At 59.1% G+C, this 22,318-nt stretch carries 13 protein-coding genes and 1 pseudogene; 5 read left to right on the top strand and 9 right to left on the bottom strand.

All coding sequences use genetic code 11. The features are described 5' to 3' along the window. Positions 1 to 79 precede the first annotated feature (79 nt). Positions 80 to 592, top strand: coding sequence for a hypothetical protein (locus QNO03_RS09600; protein WP_289603117.1), 513 nt, complete (start codon positions 80 to 82; stop codon positions 590 to 592). Next, the gene (locus QNO03_RS09605) at positions 585 to 1,406 is read left to right on the top strand and encodes an Rv1352/Rv1906c domain-containing protein (protein ID WP_289603118.1); all 822 of its coding nucleotides are present in this window, start codon (positions 585 to 587) and stop codon (positions 1,404 to 1,406) included. The genes QNO03_RS09600 and QNO03_RS09605 overlap by 8 nt, the downstream gene beginning before the upstream one ends. 59 nt (positions 1,407 to 1,465) lie before the next feature. Here the strand turns inward: QNO03_RS09605 and QNO03_RS09610 are convergent. The 5 genes and pseudogenes from QNO03_RS09610 to QNO03_RS09630 form a co-directional block, all read right to left on the bottom strand. Continuing rightward, positions 1,466 to 1,675, bottom strand: a pseudogene (locus tag QNO03_RS09610) (arginine deiminase family protein); the annotation flags it as partial. Positions 1,676 to 1,999: 324 nt separating this feature from the next. Further along, positions 2,000 to 3,448 carry a basic amino acid/polyamine antiporter gene (locus tag QNO03_RS09615; RefSeq protein ID WP_289603120.1) on the bottom strand — a complete coding sequence of 483 codons (1,449 nt, stop codon included), beginning with the start codon at positions 3,446 to 3,448 and terminating at the stop codon, positions 2,000 to 2,002. A gap of 288 nt (positions 3,449 to 3,736) precedes the next feature. After that, the gene (locus QNO03_RS09620; RefSeq protein WP_289603121.1) at positions 3,737 to 4,999 is read right to left on the bottom strand and encodes an arginine deiminase; all 1,263 of its coding nucleotides are present in this window, start codon (positions 4,997 to 4,999) and stop codon (positions 3,737 to 3,739) included. 90 nt (positions 5,000 to 5,089) lie between these two features. After that, positions 5,090 to 6,199 (bottom strand): hypothetical protein, encoded by a 1,110-nt coding sequence (locus tag QNO03_RS09625; RefSeq protein ID WP_289603122.1) that lies wholly within the window; start codon positions 6,197 to 6,199, stop codon positions 5,090 to 5,092. 10 nt (positions 6,200 to 6,209) lie between these two features. Continuing rightward, positions 6,210 to 7,271, bottom strand: a complete 1,062-nt coding sequence (locus QNO03_RS09630; protein ID WP_289603123.1) for a restriction endonuclease — start codon at positions 7,269 to 7,271, stop codon at positions 6,210 to 6,212. A gap of 503 nt (positions 7,272 to 7,774) precedes the next feature. Here QNO03_RS09630 and QNO03_RS09635 point away from each other — a divergent pair. Continuing rightward, positions 7,775 to 8,575 carry a BglII/BstYI family type II restriction endonuclease gene (locus QNO03_RS09635; RefSeq protein WP_289603124.1) on the top strand — a complete coding sequence of 267 codons (801 nt, stop codon included), beginning with the start codon at positions 7,775 to 7,777 and terminating at the stop codon, positions 8,573 to 8,575. Positions 8,576 to 8,963: 388 nt separating this feature from the next. On the opposite strand, the gene QNO03_RS09640 is transcribed toward QNO03_RS09635, so the two are convergent. Both QNO03_RS09640 and QNO03_RS09645 read right to left on the bottom strand, forming a co-directional pair. After that, the gene (locus tag QNO03_RS09640; RefSeq protein ID WP_289603273.1) at positions 8,964 to 10,097 is read right to left on the bottom strand and encodes a DNA adenine methylase; all 1,134 of its coding nucleotides are present in this window, start codon (positions 10,095 to 10,097) and stop codon (positions 8,964 to 8,966) included. Between the two features lie 259 nt (positions 10,098 to 10,356). Continuing rightward, positions 10,357 to 11,265 carry an MT-A70 family methyltransferase gene (locus QNO03_RS09645; protein WP_289603125.1) on the bottom strand — a complete coding sequence of 303 codons (909 nt, stop codon included), beginning with the start codon at positions 11,263 to 11,265 and terminating at the stop codon, positions 10,357 to 10,359. A gap of 1,165 nt (positions 11,266 to 12,430) precedes the next feature. Between QNO03_RS09645 and QNO03_RS09650 the strand changes: the two genes are divergently transcribed. Continuing rightward, positions 12,431 to 16,159, top strand: coding sequence for an Eco57I restriction-modification methylase domain-containing protein (locus QNO03_RS09650; RefSeq protein WP_289603126.1), 3,729 nt, complete (start codon positions 12,431 to 12,433; stop codon positions 16,157 to 16,159). Further along, a complete protein-coding gene (locus QNO03_RS09655; protein ID WP_289603127.1) occupies positions 16,156 to 19,527 on the top strand; it encodes an SNF2-related protein in 3,372 nt (1,123 codons plus the stop codon). Before QNO03_RS09650 ends, QNO03_RS09655 begins: the two co-directional genes overlap by 4 nt. 269 nt (positions 19,528 to 19,796) lie before the next feature. Here the strand turns inward: QNO03_RS09655 and QNO03_RS09660 are convergent, their stop codons facing one another. Further along, positions 19,797 to 19,931, bottom strand: coding sequence for a hypothetical protein (locus QNO03_RS09660; RefSeq protein WP_289603128.1), 135 nt, complete (start codon positions 19,929 to 19,931; stop codon positions 19,797 to 19,799). A 259-nt stretch (positions 19,932 to 20,190) separates the two neighbouring features. Continuing rightward, positions 20,191 to 22,146 carry a hypothetical protein gene (locus tag QNO03_RS09665; protein WP_289603129.1) on the bottom strand — a complete coding sequence of 652 codons (1,956 nt, stop codon included), beginning with the start codon at positions 22,144 to 22,146 and terminating at the stop codon, positions 20,191 to 20,193. Between the last annotated feature and the right edge of the window lie 172 nt (positions 22,147 to 22,318).

Consider the following 22,318-nt stretch of genomic DNA (forward strand, 5'->3'; position numbering starts at 1 on the left):
CGCCGGTAGCCACCATCACAGACCACCGAGGGGTGCTATACCTAGGGTCCTTTCCCGAGAGCGGGCGCGACAATGAGGCATGGATAAACGCGGCGGGTTACTTAGAGCGGTGAAGGCATTTCACACGTTCGCGTGGGTCACCATCGAGGGCTGCATGCTTTATGTACTGGTCAGCGGCGTCCGGAAGCGGTCCGACCAGACCGTAGGCATCGCGGCCACGGTGGTAGCCGCGGAGACCTTAGTCTTCACCTCCAACGGATTTCATTGTCCGCTTACGGCGGTGGCACGAGATCTCGGAGACAGTACCGGATCTGTCACCGACATCTATCTCCCGCAATGGCTGGCCAGAAATCTCCCCGCCATCCACGTCCCGCTAATCATTGCCGCAGTGGTCCTTCACTGGCGAAACATCTCGGCCAGTAAGGCTGCGGATGGAAACGCCGCGGCTGCGTCCGAGTTCGGCCCCAACATTCGGGATGACCTCGACGCCGGTATGACGGCGTGCCGCATCTTGATAATCAAGGTGGTGAACGGTGCTGGTAGGCAGGGTAGATTGATCTCCGAATCAAATCTGTGGGGGAAAGTTGAATAAGAAGTACCTGTTTTGGGTGGGAGCGCTGCTCGTCGTTCTGCTGGTCGCTCTGGTTTCAGGTTTTGCGTTGGGTCGTAACAGTCCAACGGAACCGAACCCTGCCACCGCTTTGCAAGCGAAAACCACAGCGCCCGTCGCCCCGAAGGTATCCCCATCTGTGGCACCAAGGACGTCTTCCTCGCCGACCCCCTCGCCAACGAGTACTTCCATCGCAATCACCTACGGCTGCCTGGTCAACGGAAAAGTGCTCCAATTCGAGTCGCTTGAGGAAGTATGGGACCAACCCGTTCCCTTAACCGACTGCCATTACGGGACGCAGTCCGAGGGCATACCGAGTGAACTTGAACTGGCAGCTATTGAAGCAGCCGATTACCGACTGGAAGGGTTGGATAGCCTCTACTCTCTGTGCACGGTTCTCAGCGGGCCTCCCATAGATAAGGTCTTCACCGCGATGCAGGCCAAAGAATTAGAGGGGGCCTACATGCTTTGCCCCAACCACCCCAAGGCAACCGCGATTGAAGCTTCCCTTGCATATGGCAGAACTCTTGTCGCCGCAGAGGACGCATCCAAACTGGCATCGGAGGAAGGGCGGCAGGTAGCGTCCGGACACTATCTCGTAGGCATCGACATCCAACCAGGCACGTGGGAAACGGTCCTGGACAAGGTCACCAACTGCTACTGGGAAGTCTCCGACGCCCAGGGCAACATCATCCAAAACAACTTCGTCAGCACCGCACCCCGCTTTAGCGTCGACGTCCCAACATATGCTGCTGGCCTCACACTTGAGGGCTGTGCATTCCGCCTTGCAGGCTAGAATCCCGGAGATCGGCTGACTTTGCTGCCCAGTGAGGTCTCCTCACGCCCCAGTCGTTGTTAGTCGATCCCGTCCCGGATGATCGGGCAGGTCATGCAGTGCCCGCCGCCGCGGCCCCGGCCGAGTTCGGCCCCGACAATCGGGATGACCTCGACGCCGGCGTTCCGCAGGGCCGCGTTGGTCTGGGTGTTGCGGTCATAGGTGAGCACCACGCCGGGTTACAGGGCGACGGCGTTGTTCGCGCTGTCCCACTGCTGGCGTTCGGAGTCCGGATGGAACAGATGGATGGCCTGCATCAGCAGGATTACGTCGTGCCGGGCCGGCCAGTAGAAGATTCATAGCGGCGGCAGCAGGTACCCGGGTCGGGCCCAGCAGGTCGTGGAGTTCGACGACGTCGACGCCGCGGCTGGTCATCTTGGCGACGACGTCCGCGTGGTCGCGCTGGGCGATCCACCCACATGACGTCGTCGAACAGCAGGTCTTCACGGTTGGTCGGCGGGAGCCGTTCGTGGGTCAGACCCGGGCACAGACCAGAACCTTGCGCAGCTTGCCCACCTTCGGGTGCAAACCGCTGGACGCGGCACGCCCTCTGCTCAGAGCGCTATCCAGCCCCGGGCCAGGGCGAGCACGCCTGCGACGGCTCCGGCCAATGTAATAAGGAAAAGGATAAGCTCCCCTCCCCGGAAAACGTGCTGCCCTTGTTCACGGCGTGCGATCACAAACAGGACTGTGGCGGGGGCGTAGAAGATCATCGAAAGCAGCACCAGGGGCAGCCCGGCGGCATAGACCAGAAACACAGAATAAATGGTGGCAATGACGGCAATGGCCAGGTCGCCCCGCCGGGTGCGGCTCGGGGCTCCTTCATACGTTTCCCCGCTCCAACCGAGCTTGAGGGCGTATAGGGCCGCGAAAAGGAGGGAAAACAACGTCAGGACCGCGGTCATGTCCAGTGCGAAGTCGAAGGCGTCCCCGGAGAAGTAGGTGATGACCATTACCAGCTGGCTGAGCAGGGTGCTCAGCAGCAGGGCGTTGACCGGGACATCGTCCTCACTGACCCGGGACAGGAACCGCGGCATGTCCTTCTCCGTGGCGGCCACGTACAGAACCTCCGCTGCCATCAGGCTCCAGGCCAGGTAAGCCCCCATCACCGAAATGATCAGCCCTGCACTGACGAACACCAGCCCCCAGGCCCCCACCCCCGCTTCCAGAACACCCGCCATGGATGGTTGGCGCAGCTCGGCGAGCTGCTCCATCGGCAGGACGCCGTAGGAAACGATCGTGACCGAGGCAAAGATGGCAAAGACGCTCAGGAATCCGAGGACGGTGGCCCGGCCGATGTCCTCCCGCCGTCGGGCATAGCGCGAATACACGCTGGCACCTTCAACACCCAGGAACACGAACACCGTCACCAGCATCGTGTTGCTGACCTGCTCGAACAGCGGCCCCGTATAGTCCGCACCGGTAAGGTTTCCCGCGAAGACGGCGGGGTCGAACAGAAAGACAGCAAACAGCACAAAGACCAGGATGGGAACAACCTTGGCGATCGTGACTATCCGGTTAATGGCCGTGGCTTCTTTGATGCCGCGCCGGATCAGGAAGAAGAATCCCCACAGCCCGGCCGAGGACAGCACGACGGCGAGGAGGGTGTCCCCTGCGCCAAGCTGCGGAAACAGGGCTCCCAGCGTGGACATGGTGAGCACCCAGTAGGTGACGTTTCCGACACAGGCACTGGCCCAGTAACCCGCTGCGGAGAAGAACCCCACGTAATTTCCGAAGCCGGCCTTGGCGTAGGCGAAGACCCCCGCATCAAGCGCTGGTTTGCGCATGGACAGCCGCTGGAACACGAAAGCCAGCATCAGCATGCCGGAACCCGCAATCAGCCAGGCGACCAGTGCACCCCACACCCCGGTTTCCTCGGCGAAGCGCTGGGGCAGGGAAAACACCCCGGCCCCGACCATGGACCCGATCACCACAGTGGTGAGGGTCAGCAGGGAGAGTTTGGCTGCTGGGGCTTTGTCCCCTGAAGCAGGCGCATTAGACACGGTTCTTTTCCAATCGGATGTGGCGGCCACTGAGGCAACACCGCTTAGACATCTGTGGAGGGACGGACCGCTTCCTGCGGAGGCTCCTCCGTCAGCGGCTCACCACAATCCTCTCAGAAGGAGACGGCGGGGTCCGAATCGGCGGTCAGCACCTCGAGACAGTTGCCGACGGGGTCCCTGCAGTGGAAAGGCGTGTACCCGTCAAAGGCGGTGCGTTCACGTAAGCCCAACTTGAAACCGTGGCCGGGGCCGCAGTCACATGCCAGCCGCGGGACGCCGTCGTCGTCGTTAGTCCAAGCCGTCCCGGATGATCGGGCAGGTCATGCAGTGCCCGCCGCCCCGGCCACGGCCGAGTTCGGCGCCGACAATCGGGATGACTTCGACGCCGGCGTTCCGCAGGGCCGCGTTGGTCTGCGTGTTGCGGTCATAGGTGAGCACCACACCCGGTTCCAGCGCGACGGCGTTGTTCGCACTGTCCCACTGCTGCCGTTCGGAGGCGGAGTAGTCGCCGGCGGTCTCCACCAGGCGCAGCTTTTTGTAGCCCATGGACTCGGCCACGACGTCCACGAAGCGGCGGTCGCGGTGGTCGCGGACCTCCACTCCGGGGCTGCGGTCCGACGGGTGGAGGGTGAAGGCGTGGATGCCGTCGACGATGGCCGGGTGGATGGTGGCCAGGTCCCGGTCGGCGAACGTGAAAACCGTGTCCAGGTGCATCGCGGCCCGCAGCTTGGGCATGCCGGCCACCACGATCCGTTCGGCGGCCTCGGCCGCGAACAGCGACTGTGCGAGCTGGGTAATGGCCTGGCGGGAGGTGCGCTCCCCCATGCCGATCAGCACGGTGCCGTTGCCCACCGGCATCACGTCCCCGCCTTCCAGGTAGGCCTGGCCCCAGTCCTGTTCCCCGTCGCCCCACCACACGGTGGATGCCGCGTACTCCGGATGGAACTTATAGATGGCCTGCATCAGCAGGGTCTCGTCGTGGCGTGCAGGCCAGTACAGCGGGTTCAGCGTCAGCCCGCCGCCGACCCAGCAGGTGGTGTCCCGGGTGTAGAGCGTGTTCGGCAGCGGCGGCAGCAGGTACTCGGGCCGGCCCGAGGATTCACGTGCCAGGGCAATGTAATCGGTGCGGTAGTCCGCGGGAAGGTCCGACGTCGCGAGCCCGCCGATGAGATAGCGTGCCAGTTCCGCTCTGGTCAGCGAATCCAGGAACGCGCGGGTGCCGGAAACCAGTCCTAGTCCGACCCGGTTGGCGATGATTTTGCGGTCCAGCAGCCATGCCCGTGCCTCGGGGATGTCCATGGTCTGCCCCAAGAGGTCGTGGAGCTCGACGACGTCCACGCCGGAGTTTTCCATCTTGGTGACGAAGTCGGCGTGGTCGCGCTGGGCATTTTCCACCCACATCACGTCGTCGAAGAGCAGGTCTTCCCGGTTGGTGGGGGTGAGCCGTTCGTGGGCGAGGCCCGGTGCGCAGACCAGGACCTTGCGCAGTTTGCCGACCTCCGAGTGCACCCCGTAGGTGGCGGCGTTCGGGGTGGAGGCGGGGGAAGGCATGAAGAACTCCTTTATCAGCAGGCTTAGAAGCATCCTTGCAGACGGAAGGGCGAGGGCCGAATCGGGGCCCCGCCCTCGTGTCTTGTCCCATTAGGGCAGCGGCGGGGCGCTGTCCGACGAGACGGGTCCGCTCCCCCGCAACAGCCTCAGGGCACGCAAACCGCGGCGCACGGATTCCTCGTCCAGCGATGCGAGGGAGACGTTCGGCCGCCGGGTGGTGAACTTGCTGGCGCGCAGATTCGAGCCGACGTCGGCCAGCTGTGGGATGCTTTCCAGCTCACTCAGGAACGCCTCGACGGCTCCCTCTGACGGCCACTCGCCGTCGGGCAGCCGAGACATGGGGATGAGCTTGAACTCCACCGACGTGCCCAGCCCTGAGAAGTGGAACAGGGACACGGTACCGAGCCGTCTGCCCTGCGCGTCGTGGATCTTCAGTCCGCCCGTCGGGCGGTCGGCCGGTGACCCTTCGAACTCCAGCCCCAGGGCCGCAGCCTCTTCGATGAATGCCAGGAAGTTCGGCACCGACGCCGGTTCGTTGTCTTGCAGCCACGCCCGGTACGTCTCCGTGTCCCACACCGTCCGGCCACGAGCGGCCGACGCCGCCTTCGCCTCCGCCAGTTCCTCGCCGTAGGTCTGGGCCATCAGCATCTCAACCGTCCCCTGCGTAAGCCGGGCATATTCGACGGCGATGATCGAGGTGTCCGGTCCGGACATAGCGTTGAGGTATTCAGTCATCCGCTTCAGAGGCTCGTTGATCGCATCGACCGCCAGGACAATCCGAAACCGGCCCTGCTCGAGATTCCGAGCGACGGCTTCCCGCAGTCGGACGCCGTCGTCGTCGGCAGGGAACGGTGATTGACTGGTCCGATCCTGCCATCGGGCGTCGAAGTCCTCGATGCCCATCTTCCACAGGCGCGAGGCGTAGTCGAACATTTGCCCCACAATCTCGCGCCGTATCTGCGGGTTGCTGGCGAGCTTGCACTCCACAAGCGTCACCTGCCCGTCGACATCCACGACGACCACGTCGGCCGGCCCGGCTGCCGATTGGAACTCCCGGCAGGTCACGGCGTCGGCGCTGACACCCGGGATTAGCTCCGGGTGTTCGGCGAGGATCTGCTGCAATTCCGCTTCAGCAGCGTACCCGGCGGGGTCCGGCTCGCGCCATGTGCCGTCCGGTTGCCGGATAAGGATCTGTCCCATGTCCCCCGGTTTACCCGGCTTCGTCGGCCAGCGTCCAGATCTGTTTGAGCGGAAGTTCGCGTCGCACCCGGGCCGGGAGGGAGCCGTAGTGCTCCTGCAGCTGCGCCACCACTTCATCAGCGTCCCAAACCCGAATGGCAAAGCGTTGGGATTCCAGCAGTTTCCTGGCCTGTCTGGTGAGACCGCCCCACGCTACGAGCAGGCCCTGGTCCGCGCCGTGGATTGCCAGCGAACCGTGCAGCTGCGAGACGGTAGGCGAATCCACCGGCGATGCCTGGCTTTTCACTTGCACAATCAACCGTGGCGGTTCGAGGCCGAGGATTCCTTTTCCCGCCACAATGTCTATCCCATCGTCCGTTCCTTCACCGTGCTCAGTGCACACGTAACCCGCGCTCCGGAGGATATCGGCGATAAGCCCTTCCATCTTGTGACCGGAGAAGGCCTCGATGAGCCGGCTCGCAATGGAGTCTGCGGCGTACCGCGAGACATCCACCGGGGGTTCTACAAGTTCGGGGTCATCCATCCGCACTGTGGGAGTTGAGGGGGTAGGAACAAGCATGGGTTTGGATGAACCCACGCGCGCCCCTGGATCGGCTCCTCCTGAAATGCACGCGCGAAGCCGGTATTCGGCGTCGTTGCGCTGGATTTGGCAAACCGTAGAGAAGGCACCCAGGGAGTACAGCAGGTCCTGCTTGATCCGCGATCGGGCGAGATCGGTGACTTTCCACGTCACCCGGCGCACATGCCTGCGCTGAGGGTCAGGATCGTCTAAGTAGGTGTACTCGCTGTCGATGCTGCCAATGGCGACCTCCGAGGTTCGCTTCAGGGGCATCACAACCAAGTCGCCTATTTCCATACGGTCCTTCAGTGCCCACAGCTGTGCCGCGAAATTCTTCACAGCGCCGGACGAACTGTTGGGAATACCTAGGCTCACTTTGCGCGTCACATCTTCACGAGTGACGCAATCCGCCAAAGAGTCGACGTCACCATACCCAGCGCCCGTGTAACCGTTATCCAAGGCCCATTGTTCGCGCTCTCCTGCGCTGCCAGCCCTCACCATCCATGCCGTCATGGAACCTCCTCTTGTGAACACTCGCCTGAAGTCTAAGCCACGGAGTCCACGGAAACCGGCCGGTCGCCGTCGTTTCCTACGTGGCATGTTTGTAGCTCGGGTGGCCAAACATAATCGACGGAGACATCTTTCGCGCAGCCGCTTCAAAATGGCCCGATACCTTCCTATGAAACAGCACACCACCTATCAAGCTACCTTCTGAAACAAGGACCGCGTGGGGTCATGGTAGGTTCCTGGGAACCACGAGACATGTTCTGCACAAACCCAACTTGACATCTTTGCAGGATAGGCGTGTGTCCTATCCTCGGACACGCTTGAACGAGACGGAAACCCGCTTCTAGCCATGCTCACGTGCCGCCCACCCCGGCTACTTCGTTGAAAGGCTTCTTGATCGGGTGATACTGGGTATCGCCGAAAAGTACGCGCACACTTCCTAACGGTGGACTGGTCTTTTATTCAGACGCAATTATCCGTTAAGTGAGTATTTGTGATGTGATGACTTAATGGAACTAACAGAATCGTGGCGAAACGTCTTCCCAGACGAGGTAACTAGCAGGTACGAAATTGCGGAGACTCGTAACGCGGCCGCCGTCATGAAAGCCACCACTCCCGATGCTTTCGCTGACATGATCCGTGTCCTGAGCGATTTCAGGCTCACACTCGACAAGCTGACTACACCGGGAGGATCAAAGACGGTCATCGCTAAGGAACTTGATGACTCCTTTCGTCTCTCTGGATGGCGGGAAGCTAGATACGACCAGGAGCTCACCACGACCCTTACCGTCTTCAGGTGGAGTGATGGTGATACTTCCGAGGAAACTCAGAAGATAGTTTCCCAGAATTCTTACGGAGGGCACAAGGTCGATAACGTCCTTGGCCGCGCAGCTTTGGACGTTGAATGGAACCCCAAAGACGGAAATTTAGACAGAGACCTTTCCAACTATGTTTCTCTGCATGAAGGCGGAGTGATCGATGTGGGTGTGATAGTAACCCGCGTCGGTGCTGGTCTACGTGAGCATGTGAAATCATTGATCGCGGAAACCCGCGCCGTAGCAGTTCCAGGTGAGAACGCGCCTTGGGCCAAGCGAATGAAGAAACTCTCCGACGACCCTTTGGGTACCTCTACGACTGCGAATTTTGACAAGCTTAAACCGAGGCTGGAACGCGGAGATGGACGCGGTTGCCCAATACTTGCAATAGCAATAACGGACCGTTTATATGTTCCACCAGCTGATTCGATACAGGAGGAAGTGCTCAGGATCGCTGCGAAAGTTCAAGCAGGCATCCTTCCTACGGAAGCATAAGCACGATTCCGACATCTAGTAGGAGGGGCTAGCTGCGCCGGCAGCTCCCATTTGCTACGTGATGAAGCCGAGCACCTTGATTAGCGATTGCCCGCTCGGCTTCATCACTCAAGGTTTCGTCTGGGGCAGTTACCTGTGAGTCCACAGTTGAAGCGATCCAAGAAAGCTTCAAGATTTCGACCAACCTTCATCGCGTGTGGGAGTAGGCATGCAGGGAACATTGCACGCGACCTGATGCGGCGTGCCCTCACCCGGCGGATGGGCTCAGTACGGTCTGGTTGGCCCACCTACCGGCTGGTCCTTAATAACGACTCCTCGCCGAGATTAGCCATTCGAGCTCTATCCTTAAATGCGCTCAACTCAGTGTTGGCAATAGTCCAGGTTACCGTCAGGACAACGGCTTGAGCACGATAACTGATTCCTCCACTCCTCGGCGCGGAACGCGATTTCCCCCTGACACTTGAGACGCTCCGAGAGAACTATGAATCACATCCACTGCCGTTGAGGAAACCTTGAACCATCCTTCCGCAAGTGCGATCAGGGACTCAGCACTCTGACCGTTACTGCACGCGTGATTTGGGAACGTCATGAGCACCGTTGTGGAGCGGGCTGCCAAAAGGCGGAACAGTTCAGTAAATGCCGAAGTGGAGTCTTTTCGTGACGAGAACCTTGAGGAGAATCGCTCTGCTCCTTGTGGCGCTCTGCCAGCACCGTAAACTCTATCCCAACCCCCTCGTGCGATTCCCTCGAGCACGTGGTAAAAGCGACTGTATTGCACCTCCGAATATGGGGGATCGCAAAAAACTACACTCCCATCTTCGATGTTATTTTGGGCGTGGAGTAACGCGTCCTGCTGGAATGCTTTACCTCCCCGCGCAAGTGCGAATCGCCGAGCGAACATGTCCGACTTGCGAGATACGAATATAAAAGGGTCACGTCGCCAAGCATCTCCAATGTGCCGCAGTAGATTACCAGTTGGCTGAAACGGCTGGGCCGTATGGCCGGGTGAAGCGGCGCAGGAAGACGCGGTTTCTATCACGGCGGCCAGAGCCACTAGACGTTCAGGCCCGTCAGAGGGGAGACATTCCAAGAGACAATCCAATGCGATTCCTTGGTTTATTGAATAATAATGCCCACCATATTGTCTGGCGACAAAACCAGGAAAACGTATTTGTTCTGCTTCCTCGCGCTCCAGATAGACCGCGTCACTATTCAGTGTCCGATCATCAGTCGGTCGAAGTCCGCTGCTCCGCTTGCTGTGTAAATCGCGACTGGCAACGATCCAGTCATTTAAAATTGAAGCACTCGCTTTTTCGTGCCGCTCGATAATTACACCACTGAGCAACTTTCCATAAAGCTGAGTATCCACCGCATCTACGGGGACGTCGTGGTTTTCGGCCACCCATCTAGCCACTGCCCCGGAACCAGCGAAGAGATCAACAAATCGAGGCGGTCTTAGTCCAAGATTTTCAGAAATTATTCCGGAAAGGCCAGCTTGCAGCATCGATGTTTTCGATCCCATGTATTTCAAAGTATCTTCCTAAACGGGGTATTGCAGGATTGAAGCGGCATAGCAATTAAATGTACAACTAAATTTTTACCATTGCCCAAGGGGGGCGTCTTACAGAACCCACAAGAGAAACGTCAGTATTAGTTGCTTGCGTCCCTTCATTCGCATGGTGAGTTCTTGGGACGATGGATACGCTTCGCAGATGACCTAAGCTCGATACAGCAAGATATGCCTCCATTCAAGCAATATGGAGCGTTTACCCTGGACGCAATTAGACCGGGAATTCGAGTAGCGGGGCCTGCTCCTCTGCCGCTGTGATAGAGGAACCACCGCGATTACGAATTCGCGTACCTGCTTTCTCAAGAAACGCGCGAATTCGTTGGATCGAATAACCTGTCTCACTTGAAAGATCGCGGATCGAACTCCCAGCCTCATAGCGTCTTCGAAGCTCTTGTCCAATGAGTGCACCTTCCGTTGGCTTGACTCGTGTGTGCGGTTCGAGCCGGGGGACCTCAATCGGCCCACCCCCGTAGCCCTTATAAGCCCTGCCACGAGGCGTGACACTGTCATCCGCTTCGTCGCCCCAAAGAGTCCAGCCTGGCTGCGGGTGCCTGGCGAACATTTCCAAATATGGCCCTGGGGAGCATGCTTCAATAAGGGGGTACTGTTCGTCAGGCTTGCGGGAATGTTCGCGTTTGCGGGTTTCTATCATGTTGACCTGTGAACGTGCTGGTTGCAGGGTTCGCATACTGCCTCGAACTCCGAAAAGGAGGATTTCGGTGACATTTCTGAAATAAAAACCTACCCCGCGCCCGTCTGGGCCGCCGTCTTTCCTTCGTTTAGCCCAGATAATGTTTGACACATAGCGGAATCCCCACGATTCCATAACTTTCAGCCCCTCTGGCAAGAGCGCATTAGGTACCCATAGGTAAAGGTGGGCATTTGTAGCGGAAACCTCTGCCACCGGCAGCCTCTTGATATCCTCGAGCTCCATTGTCGAGTATCTATCGAGACGCCTGTGCTCAGGCGCCACCTTTCCTGTTCGGTTGGCAAAACGCCAAGGCGGATCGGCCAATATCGTTTTATACCCTCCCTCCACGTAGGGCAGAGGCAGTGGTTCTTGCGCATCTCGCAGGGGATCAGGTGAGACTCTTACGGCTTGGGAGGAGACAGAAATCATGGGTTCGAGTCCTTAACTAGATCTTCAAACTACCTCGTAGTAGATCTTCGCATCCAGCACTGACATTTTTACAATTGGCACCTTGGGCGCGGCCCTTACGTAGACGGGAGCTTCAAAGAACCCTCAGAGTAAGGACCCTTATGCTGCACAGTGCTTGGTCGGCGGCGCAGGCAGCAGCAAGACCTGACTAGCTGTCGCGAAGGCCAAGCGCCTCCCAATGGACGGCCAGCACATCGGGCTGTTCTGCTACACCGAGGGGCTCAGCGAACACCTGCGCCGCGAGGTCGCCGGCTGGAAGCAGTTGCGGCCGGTGTGTTCGTGGTCGAGTTCCACGACTACGCCCGGTCCCTGGCACCGGCGCATCCGGTCAGAAGTACTTAAACCAGGAGCTGCCGCGGCTACTGAAGTAATTCGCCGAACTCCTGCGCACCGATAAGAAGCCGAACGCCGTCGTCAACGAACCCCAGGACCTCCGCGCTTTGGCGGGAATCCCTGCTGCCATGCCTTCAATCCCTCCACGTTCTGAACGGCAGAACGTCGACGGACGATGGACGCAGCCACCGCGGCAAAGGTCGATGTTCCGACCGCTGGACTTGTCAGCGACTGCTGTACTTGCGATAGCTCCTTTGACGCGCTGATAGAGCCCAGGCGGATGCGTCTGCAAAGGCTACTTGAAGCCTCAGCATGCTGCCCCGGCTCGGTGCTCTCTCGAAGCGGACCTTGCTCGGACCGGGGTAGCCCTGCCATACACTTTATTCATCAGGCGTTTCCCCACGCAGCCCCTATTCGCGGCAACCGCCCGAAGATCGGGCCTACGAAACGCTTTCTTACAGACCAGCAGGGGTGCACACCGATGTCTCACGAGTCACAACTAGAATCATTTCTTAGCGATTTCAATGGTCGAATGTGGTCCCCGTCCGCGGCGCCAGACTACGTACAGGCACGTGCCTTTTATCAGCCCCTCGATGGAGTCCGGCTCGACGTAGTCTATGCAGTCGCTACTCATCGCCCACTGGCCGCAGACCTGCGGACCATGTGGGATAAGCGCTGGAATCGCCGGCCCACCGGTGTCCTGTTGGTTGTAGGGTACTTGGGACAAGATGCCACACCCAGGGCTGCGGTCGTCGGCCTGCGGGACGCCGCGCAGCTCGCAACTGACGTGCCGTTGTCGCTCGTCGAGCGCATCGTCGAACAGTGCCTTGACGCCCCCACCACAGCCCTGGCAGAGCAGCTAATCGCCCCGTTGTTCACTTCGCATGATGACGATGAAATACTGGGCTTGGTCAATACCGGGCTGTTCGCCACGCACGAGTTGTTGGCGAACGTTCCGCACAGATCAGACTGGACGATGGCGAAGGAACGATCACGGGCCTTCCGCGGACATTCCGGTGAGGACCTTGTCCGTGCTTTGGGTTGGGATGTCTCTCGAAGAGGGGCTGATCTCATCCTCGGAAAAGACGGACGAGAGGATGCTGTCGCTGTCCTTCTGGAAGGAAGCGAACTATTCGATCGCCCTTCGAGTAGGTTCGGGGAGACTTCTCCCGTACAGCACGGCATATCCCTGGCACGGAACACCAGAATCAGGTGGGTTCTAGCTGTGCAGGGAACGCGTATCCGTCTGTACACAGCCGACCCGGATGTTGGCATTTCCCGCAAGGGCAGTGACACATATACGGAGATCGACCTGGCAATCATCGACGACGAGCAACTGGCATACGCTGCCCTCCTGATAACGCCGGAAGCTCTTTGTGCGCAGGGAACCGCCGACACGATTCTTGCGGCTTCCCAGGACCATGCCGCCGGCCTAGGTGAGCGGCTGCGGGAGCGCATCTACGTCGACGTCGTTCCTGACCTCGCAACAGCGGTAGCGGATCGGTTCGGAGCAGCCACAGAGACTGAACTCCGGAACGCGTATCGCGCTACCTTGATCGTCCTCTTCCGACTTCTGTTCGTCGCATATGCTGAAGATCGCGGACTTCTGCCCTACAAAACCAACGAGCGCTATACACACGTTTCGTTGAAAGAACGCGCCCGATCCTACGCAAAAAGCTTTCAAAACAACGAGCATATGAGCTTCGATCCGCACGCCACGGACCTGTGGGACAACCTTCTCGGAATTTGGCGCGGCGTCTTCGCCGGTCATACAGAGTGGGGAATTCCCGCCTACGGGGGTTCCTTGTTCGATCCTGAGGAAAGAACCGGGGCAACCATCGATGCGTTGCGCCTAACCAATTCCGAGATTGGCCCAACCCTCGTCAAACTGTTGGTGGATACCGGGAGAGACAGCACCATGGGCCCGGTGGATTTCCAGACCTTGAGCGTGCGCGAGTTCGGCACTATCTATGAGGGTCTGCTCGAATCTTCGCTTTCCGTCGCTCCCGTGAACCTGGCCCTGAACGCCGACGGCGTCTACGTTCCCGCAGCCGCGACCGATGGCGTGTTCATCCACGCTGGCCAGGTCTACTTCCACAATGCTTCCGGCATGCGTAAAACCACTGGCAGCTACTTCACCAAGCAGTTTGCTGTGGAACACCTGCTCGAGACCGCCCTTGACCCTGCCGTTGAAGAGCACCTCAGCCACGTCGCCACGTTACTCGCCGACGGCGACGAGGCATCTGCCCATGATATGTTCTGGGATTTTCGAGTGGCGGACATCTCCATGGGCTCCGGGCATTTCTTGGTTGGTGCCGTGGACCATATCGCTTCCAGCTTCTCGGCATTTCTGGCAGAGCATCCACTGCCAGGTGTTACGCGGGAACTGGACCAGCTCCGGGCTACGGCACTGAGCAAATTGACTGAAACGGGCGTCGGGGACCTTCCCGAAATTGACCAAATGACACTAGTCCGCCGTCAAGTAGCCAAACGCTGTATCTACGGCATCGATTTGAACGGCATTGCCGTTGATCTAGCCCGACTGGCCCTGTGGATTCATACCTTTGTCCCCGGGCTGCCGATGTCTTCCCTCGATCACGGGCTGGTTCAAGGAGACTCGCTGACCGGTATCGGGACCCTCGACGAGGCATTTGATGTGCTCGAGCCCAACCGTATGGGTATGCGGTCCCTTCTGGCCGACCGACTCGAACACATCCTGGAGGAATCTGCCGAGACCCTGCGCCGGGTCGGTCTGATGGCAGAAGCCTCGGCAGCGGAAACCAAAGGCGTGGAAGACGCCTACGCGGAAGCACTGAAGGACTCAGAGCCTGCAAAGGCTATCCTGGATGCCGCCGTAGCGAACAGGCTCGGGCTGATCAATCTGGACGGGGTCCTAGACACCGAATTGATTCTTCAGTCGGGCAGACGTGCCGACATACGCCAAGAGATTGAACGATTGGGATGTGTGCACCTAGCTTTTGCGTTCCCGGAGGTCTTCATTAGCCGGAACGGCAACCCTACCGGGTTCCACGTCATCCTTGGCAATCCACCATGGGACGAAGTCATGGTGGAGGAACCGAAATTCTGGCAGCGGTTCTTCCCCGGAGTTATGGGCCTGTCCCCCGCAGCCCAAAAGAAGGCCATCAAGCAGTACCGCACCGACCGGCCCGATCTCGTCGCCATCCATCAGGACGAGGAGGAAGTTGCCAAAAAATACCGTAAGGCGCTGCTTGCCGGCCCATACCCCGGGCTGGGAACCGGTGATGTGGACTTATACAAAGCCTTCTCTTGGCGGTTTTGGCAGCTTCTGCGACAGGGCGGCCGCTTCGGGGTCGTTTTCCCCCGGTCAGTCCTGAACTCCGCAGGTTCGGCCCGGTGGCGCTCTACGGTCCTGGAGCAGGGAGCATTCGATTCGGTCGTAACATTGACCAATACTGGTAAATGGGTTTTCGACGAAGTGGACGGGCGCTATTCCGTGACACTTCTAACTGTTGAGAAAACGGCGAGTCCGAAAGGCGAGGTCCGTCTGGCAGGTCCCTTCCATTCCCTGCAGGACTTCGTGGCGGGAAGGCAGGTACTCGGTAGCCTTCCGGCCTCCGGCTTGCGGGAATGGGCCAGTGGGGCATCGTTCCCGCTCCTGCCGGACACTGCAGCTATTGAGGCATTCCGAACGCTGCGATTCCACCCGAGGCTGGACTCCGGCGAGCAGTGGCTCTTTAAACCGGTGGCTGAGTTCCATGCAACGAGTGACCGGCCCACTTTCGATGCCGGGGAGGCAGCGCCGGGACGTTGGCCCGTTTTCACTGGAGCAACATTCAACCTCTGGAACCCCGACGCCGGCGACCCGTACACATACGCCGATCCAGCCCCGGCCTGCGATATGTTGTTCAAGAAGCGCAAGCGTCAAGCACGTTTGGCTTCCTCAGCATTCCGAGGGCTTGAAAACAATGTCGTCAATGACATCAGCACTTTACCCTGCAACGGCCCCCGAATAGCTATACGGGATGTGGCGCGTTCTACGGATTCACGCACTACCATAGCCGCGCTCATCCCGGGCAATGCCTTTCTTACAAACACAGCCCCTTATCTCCTACAACGTACTGGGGACATCTCCGACCAGGCATACCTCTTGGGAGTTTTGTCGTCTATCCCATTGGATTGGTATTCGAGGCGCTATGTGGAAATGCACGTCAACCAGCACCTATTGAACGGCTTCCCCATTCCGCGCCCGGAACGGAATGACCCACGACGCCTCCGCGTTGTGGAGATTTCCGCCAAACTGGCCGCGGTGGATGAGCGATACGCTTCCTGGGCCTCGGAAATCGGCGTTCCCGTCGGGTCTGTGAAGGATGAGGCCACGAAAACGGAGCTCATCCATGAACTTGATGGTGCCGTAGCGAGTCTGTACGGGCTGAGCCGCGAGAGCCTCATTCATATTTTCGAGACCTTCCACCGTGGATGGGATTATCGTCCCCGTCTGACAGGTGTTCTGACCCACTTCGACCACTGGAGCCAGGCATGAGCTTTCCTATGTCCGTCACCCGACCCGAATTTGCAACCAACAGGACTGGCCCTGCCCGCGAACGGGTCGCTGATGCAATCACAAAAATGATTGCGAACGGATCCGAGGGACGGGTGGAACCGACGCGGGTGGACATTGCCACCGCGTACTTCAACGTCGGCGGCTTCACACTTATCGCCGAGGCCTTGGAAACCGCAGGACCGGTCCGCCTACTGCTGGGCGCCGAGCCAATGGACTACGACGTGCGGTCCACGATTACGCCCCTGAGCGTACTAGGAGCGCGCCGTGGAAACCCCCGGCTACGTGAAGCATTGGAGGAACACGCCATGGCGCTTACAGAAGACAGGGACTTGGTGGGAATCACCAGGGAAGGGGACGCAGCGGTCCAACGTCTGCTTGTGTGGCTGCAGAGTCACGATGTCCAGGTCCGCAGGTTGGAAAAGCACTTCCTACACGGCAAGGCGTTCATCGTCAAAGACGGCGGGGCCAGCGTCTTGGCTGGATCTTCAAATCTGACCTATTCCGGGATGGCACGGAATCGCGAACTGAATCTCGGTGTGTATCAGCCATCCCCTGTTGAGCGCACCCAGGAATGGTTCGATGAGCAGTGGGAGGAGGCTGTCCCCTATGATTTGGCAGGACTCTACGCGGCACGTACCGAGCTGCACCAGCCGTGGACGGTGTTCCTACGGATGCTTTACGAGCTTTACGGGGACACCTTCGAGGCGGACACGGAGTTCGATAATGAACTTGGTTTGACGGATTTCCAAGCCGACGGCGTGCACCGTGCAAAGCGGATCCTCGCCAAACGTGGCGGCGTAATAGTGGCCGACGAAGTGGGCTTGGGAAAGACATTCGTCGCCGGTGAGCTAATCCGCGAGGCCGCTATCGAGCACCGGCAAAAAGTTCTGATTGTTGCGCCGGCCACACTGCGGGATTCAACGTGGCGACCGTTCCTTAAGGACAAAAACATAAACGCAGATGTGGTCTCATACGAAGAACTCGCTGGCGACATCCAGAACGGCCGAGCAGGCAAGGCTGGGGCACATGTCCAGGCCCTGGATTCCTACGCACTTGTAGTTGTTGATGAAGCCCATAATCTTCGCAATGCAAGCACCCACCGGGCAGACGCATTCCGCATGCTCCTTGCCGGCTCAGTGCCCAAGAAACTCATTCTGTTGACGGCTACGCCGGTCAACAACTCGCTGCAAGACCTGCAAACCTTGGTCTCCTACATCGATCCGTCCGATGGAGCATTCGCGGACATCGGAGTGCCCAGCGTCCGCCAGTACATCGGAACCGCTATGGCTTTGGACCCGGACGAGCTCTCCGGGAAACACCTTTTCGAGCTGCTCGATGCGATAGCTGTACGCCGAACCCGCCGGTTCATCAAGACTCAGTATCCAAACGCAAAGGTCGGCGGCGTCCAGATAACCTTCCCTCAATCCCGTGTGCACCGAGTGGAGTATCACCTTGACGGAGTCCTGCCAGGCTTTTTTGACCGACTGGCAGATGCCCTCGGCGCACGCTCTGAGGATGAGGACCTCACCACCACCGGAGTGACGTTGAAGGACCCCGGCAAAGTCCTGACCATGGCCCGATACGTCCCTTCGAGGTTCCTGCTCGGACAGGACAACCAAATTGAACAATACGAGGTTCAAAACGCAGGTTTACTGCGTTCCGCCCTCCTCAAACGATTTGAGTCCAGTGCTGTGGCGTTCGGGGCCACAATTATGAAGATGATCTCGTCCCAGGACCATTTTCTATCTGCTCTAGACCACGGACGAGTCCTCACGGGAGACGCTCTCAGAGCATGGGCATCGGCCGACTCTGACGACATTGACACTGTCATAAGCGCCCTGAACGATGACACTCTCGAGAGCAACGTCGACTCCGCTAGCGGGTACAACGTGCCTGCACTGCGGGCCGCCGTCCAGGCAGACAAGGAATTACTTCACCAATTTCTTACCGAAGTTGCCGCAGTGAGTTGGAAAGATGACCCGAAAATTGACCGGCTGGCCGACGAAATCGGGTTGATCGCTGCCTCCGCGAAGCGGGACGGGATCGGGGCTGAAAATACCAGGGACCGCCGAAAGGTCCTGGTATTCACGTACTTCGCCGATACCGCTAACTACATAAACGAGGCGCTCACTGCTTTGGCAGCACACGGTGACAAACGGCTCGTCGACTACGCCGGCCGCATTGTCGTGGCTACCGGAGGTGACCGGCACGGGCGTAAGGAAGCCATCGTCGGCTTCGCCCCCCGTACAGCCGGCACGGCCGAAGACGAAGATAAGTATGATCTGGCGATCGCAACGGATGTGCTTTCCGAAGGCGTCAACCTGCAGCAAGCCGGCCAGATCATCAACTACGACTTGCCCTGGAATCCGATGCGCCTTGTGCAACGTCATGGACGTATCGACCGCATCGGCTCGCAGCACAGAGAAATCCATCTTCGGTGCTTCTTCCCGGACGACGAGCTCGAGGAGCTGCTTCAGCTGGAAGGGCGCCTCCAGCTCAAGCTCAAACAAGCTGCTGCTGCCTTCGGCATTAGCGACGGCGTGCTGCCCGGCGTTGAGGCCGCAGAGCGAGTCATTTCAGAGACACGCCAGGAAATCGAGCGCCTCCGTCAAGAGGACGCCGCATTGTTTGACGCAACCGGATCCGCTGCCGCGTCTAGCGAGGAGTATCAGCGCCGCCTTGCAAACGCATGGAAATCGGAGGAAACAGCTAAGGACGTCCTGGAACTTCCGTGGGGCTCCGGTTCAATCATCGCCCGCCCAGGACGCCGCCCGGGGTTCGTTTTGTGCGCTCAAGTAGCTGATCATCCCCGCCCGGAATTCCGTTTCGTTCCCCTACAAGATGGACAGCTGGAGGTGCTGGACGGCGAACCGGAGATTATCTCGGAGCTGCTCACCTGCCTGGAGCAGGCTGATCCAGTAGATCCAAACACGCTGCCGGCTGATCCGTCGCCCACCCTTCGGAACGATTTGTATACCGCGTGGAATGCAGCACAGGCTGATATGCATGCAGAATGGATGAAACGTACTGATCCTGCTTCCTTCGAGCCGTCAGTCCCGCGGGTCATGCGTGTTGCTGCCGACCTCATTCGCCGCCACGGGAGCGCTTTGGGGGATCAACAGGACAGACTGGTCGAGAGACTCAACCAAGTAGCCAACCCACGTACGGAACGGGAGATTCGATCAATTCTGGTGTCTCACCAGGAGGCATCCCCGACGGAGACAGTCCGGGCACTTCTGAATAAGGCCAACGAGCTTCGTCTCAAGACACCTAAACCAATTGAAGCGCTTCCCCAAGTTGATCTCGAAGACGTCCGGCTCGTGACCTGGATGGCGATCGTCAACTGAATAGCGTTAGCGAACAGCGATATCACAGGCGAGTAGCACATCTGGTCCTCGACGGCGCATCGCGAGGAAATAAGATGGTTCACGGAGTCGTGCGAGAGGTTGGCCTGTAGGTGTCGCCGAACCTGCTGGTTCACAGATTCTGGCCGACATCTACAGTCCAGGAAGACTCTCCGACCTCGAGGTCAAGGTCGGCCGGATCTCCGTGAACAACGGCCAGTGGTACCAAAGCGACCCAGCCCCCTCGGCCCTCCCCTGACCAGCCGAATTACCTATATGGCGTGTTTCCCTATTCCGACGTCGGTGCCGGCTGGGATATTGGCCGGCACACCGCGCAGCTTGCCCATCGACCAGGCCGAGCTGGCAACCGTCTGCGCCTCGAAGGTCCGGAATGGTTTCAAGGACATGGCCCGCGCTCCGGAGCAGCTCAATGTGGGACTGTCTCGGACTCGGTGCCTCCTAGTTATCGTCGGCCATCCTGAGCTGATTGCCGCGGCCGGCGGGCGGGAGCTGGAAATCGCTTTGCGCCAGGCCGAGGGGTGGGCTCCGTAACTAAGGAGCGTTGACCAATTCCTCCCATAGCTAGCTGGTCCACATCGGTGTGCGCCCACATCGTTCTTTAGTTTGTTCTGCAGCGGATGGTCAGCAAACCGCTGGTGCCGTTCGTTACTCAGTAGGGAACGAGTACCGGTCGCCCACCTCCAAGTTCGCTACCCCGGAGGACAGGTCCACAGTGGCCCGAATCCTATCTCCCACCTTGGCCTGCAGGACCTTGAGGCTGCGCCCCCACCCCCATGACCAATCATGCTCTCCAGATAGGGACAACTCCCCACCAAAACCCTGGCTGTGTTCGATAGTAAACCGACGGGCTCCTACAGTTCGGCGTAGAGACGAAGGAAAGTTGATGACCCCGGTCGTCCACAAGAGCGTGTTCACATCCGCGACTAGCACCAGATGTCCCTCCGGCGACCAAGTCCAAGAACGTTCGCGACGTTCACTACGGCTGCGCTGGACGGCTGCCGCCTGAATCTCTTCAATGATGGACGGGGCGACAGCTGTACCACGGAGGCCCCACACGTTCCTCCCAAAGGTCTGCATCCATTCCGCATAGGTCGTCCAGACCCCGATTGTCCCTTTACTAATCCCAGCAGCTGTGCATTGTTCTACTAGTGAGGTGCGGTCCATCACTCCGAACGGGCTGGCTTTGAGCACATCCACCATTTGCGCAGCCACTGGTCCGAGTGCATCTTGATAATCGACCGGTTCTACCAGATCGACGTGTCCCGACGACAACTTGAATTCGGGGTGATCGGACAGGAACTCTGTTACGGCAGTCAGTGACGGTACGATATCGCGGTCCCTGAATTTCTGCGCACGCTTAAACCCCTCGTATACGCTCTCCACAGACTGCGGTGCATTCACGGAGAGAATATTCCTCGCGTGGTTCCTCAGGGTGTTGGTGTGTAACGAGCTGATCTGCCCACCGCTAGCCCACAGCCATCCATCGCTAGTCCAGCGAATGTTAGGGGTCGCCCGCAGGATTCGATCGATAGTTGCGTCATCGGTTGCCGGCTGTTTGTCACTTAGCTCCTGCCGGATCTCCTCCACCGTTGTCAGCCCGTACTTGGAGGTGTGCTTCCCCACGACACTTGGCGCAGCCAGGGCGGCCGTGCGGCTTACGTCGCACAGCCAACCATCCCGAATCTCCAGGGTGGCCCCAGTCACCGCTTCCACGTCTGTTCGTGTCAGCTGCACCATGGCCAGTAACGCTTCGGCACGCAGTTCGAAATGACTTAGGCCGTGTGGTGCCAGAAGTTCTCCGACGCGAGGCGCAGCGACAGGTGATGCTTCTACAATTACCTGAAGGGCTCGGTGCAAGGCAGGAATCCATGGTGACTCGGGTAATCTGGCACTGAGTTTGTCGCACTGCTGCCGGATACGCTCCCTGGTAACGAATTCCGCAGGGTACCTCTTGGAGGGTACAAACTTGGCCGCTTGGTCTAACGTAACGGGTAGTTCGCCTGCTAACCCGAAACGGGCCGTGATAGCCATACGCCATCCGTTTTCAAGGCTGATGTCCTGTTGGTCATTGCGGGACGACGCGGCGGGGTTTCCTGCGCAGGCTGAAAACACCAGGTCTTGCACGGCTTCTTCTAGTGGCAGCTGCTCAATTTCACTCAAGTATTTGATGAGTTCCTCCCCGGTTTCCTGGGGGATGGTCCCCGCCCGGGCTGCATCCTCAAGGGTGGATGCTTCTCCTAAGTAGCGACGGAACCTGGCATCCTCAGAGCTGACTTCGTCGGCTGGCAATGGCAATTCCGCCGGAAGGACCCAACGTTCTTCAGGAACTGGTCGCGGCAGTGCGCCGGTTTCTGATGCTTGTCCTACCTCCTCATGGGCTGCGTCCTCCTCGATCCACTCCTGCACGATCAGTGCCTCTCCTACCACTGTCATAACTTCCATGACTGTGGCCGGGCCGACCTGTGGAAGATTCACTAAATCGGCGACGGTTAACTGGGCCAGTGCATACAGGTCTCCGTTCGTCTGGAGATAGGCCCTTTCAAGCGTGTTGCGACCACGCACGCTCAACGGCAGAAGGCTCTCATGATCGAGGAATGGCATATTTGGATGCTGGAACCTTGAGAGTAATAGCGCCACCACATCCGCACCATCGTTGCTAAAAGCTGGGGCGTCTTGAAATTCGTGCAGTATGTCAATAGTGGAATGCCACGTTGTGGCCGGGACCGTTCGAAGGGCTTTAGTCTGAGCTGCTCCGAACCGGGCACCTACGAAG

It is taken from the genome of Arthrobacter sp. zg-Y877 (assembly GCF_030373105.1).
Lineage (GTDB): Bacteria > Actinomycetota > Actinomycetes > Actinomycetales > Micrococcaceae > Arthrobacter_B.

Coding starts and splice junctions, on each gene's coding strand:
- QNO03_RS09630 (WP_289603123.1), bottom strand. CDS start 7,271: ATGACGGCATGGATGGTGAGGGCTGGCAGCGCAGGAGAGCGCGAACAA.
- QNO03_RS09660 (WP_289603128.1), bottom strand. CDS start 19,931: ATGTCCTTGAAACCATTCCGGACCTTCGAGGCGCAGACGGTTGCCAGC.
- QNO03_RS09665 (WP_289603129.1), bottom strand. CDS start 22,146: ATGCCATTCCTCGATCATGAGAGCCTTCTGCCGTTGAGCGTGCGTGGT.
- QNO03_RS09645 (WP_289603125.1), bottom strand. CDS start 11,265: ATGATTTCTGTCTCCTCCCAAGCCGTAAGAGTCTCACCTGATCCCCTG.
- QNO03_RS09635 (WP_289603124.1), top strand. CDS start 7,775: ATGGAACTAACAGAATCGTGGCGAAACGTCTTCCCAGACGAGGTAACT.
- QNO03_RS09655 (WP_289603127.1), top strand. CDS start 16,156: ATGAGCTTTCCTATGTCCGTCACCCGACCCGAATTTGCAACCAACAGG.
- QNO03_RS09625 (WP_289603122.1), bottom strand. CDS start 6,199: ATGGGACAGATCCTTATCCGGCAACCGGACGGCACATGGCGCGAGCCG.
- QNO03_RS09620 (WP_289603121.1), bottom strand. CDS start 4,999: ATGCCTTCCCCCGCCTCCACCCCGAACGCCGCCACCTACGGGGTGCAC.
- QNO03_RS09600 (WP_289603117.1), top strand. CDS start 80: ATGGATAAACGCGGCGGGTTACTTAGAGCGGTGAAGGCATTTCACACG.
- QNO03_RS09640 (WP_289603273.1), bottom strand. CDS start 10,097: ATGGGATCGAAAACATCGATGCTGCAAGCTGGCCTTTCCGGAATAATT.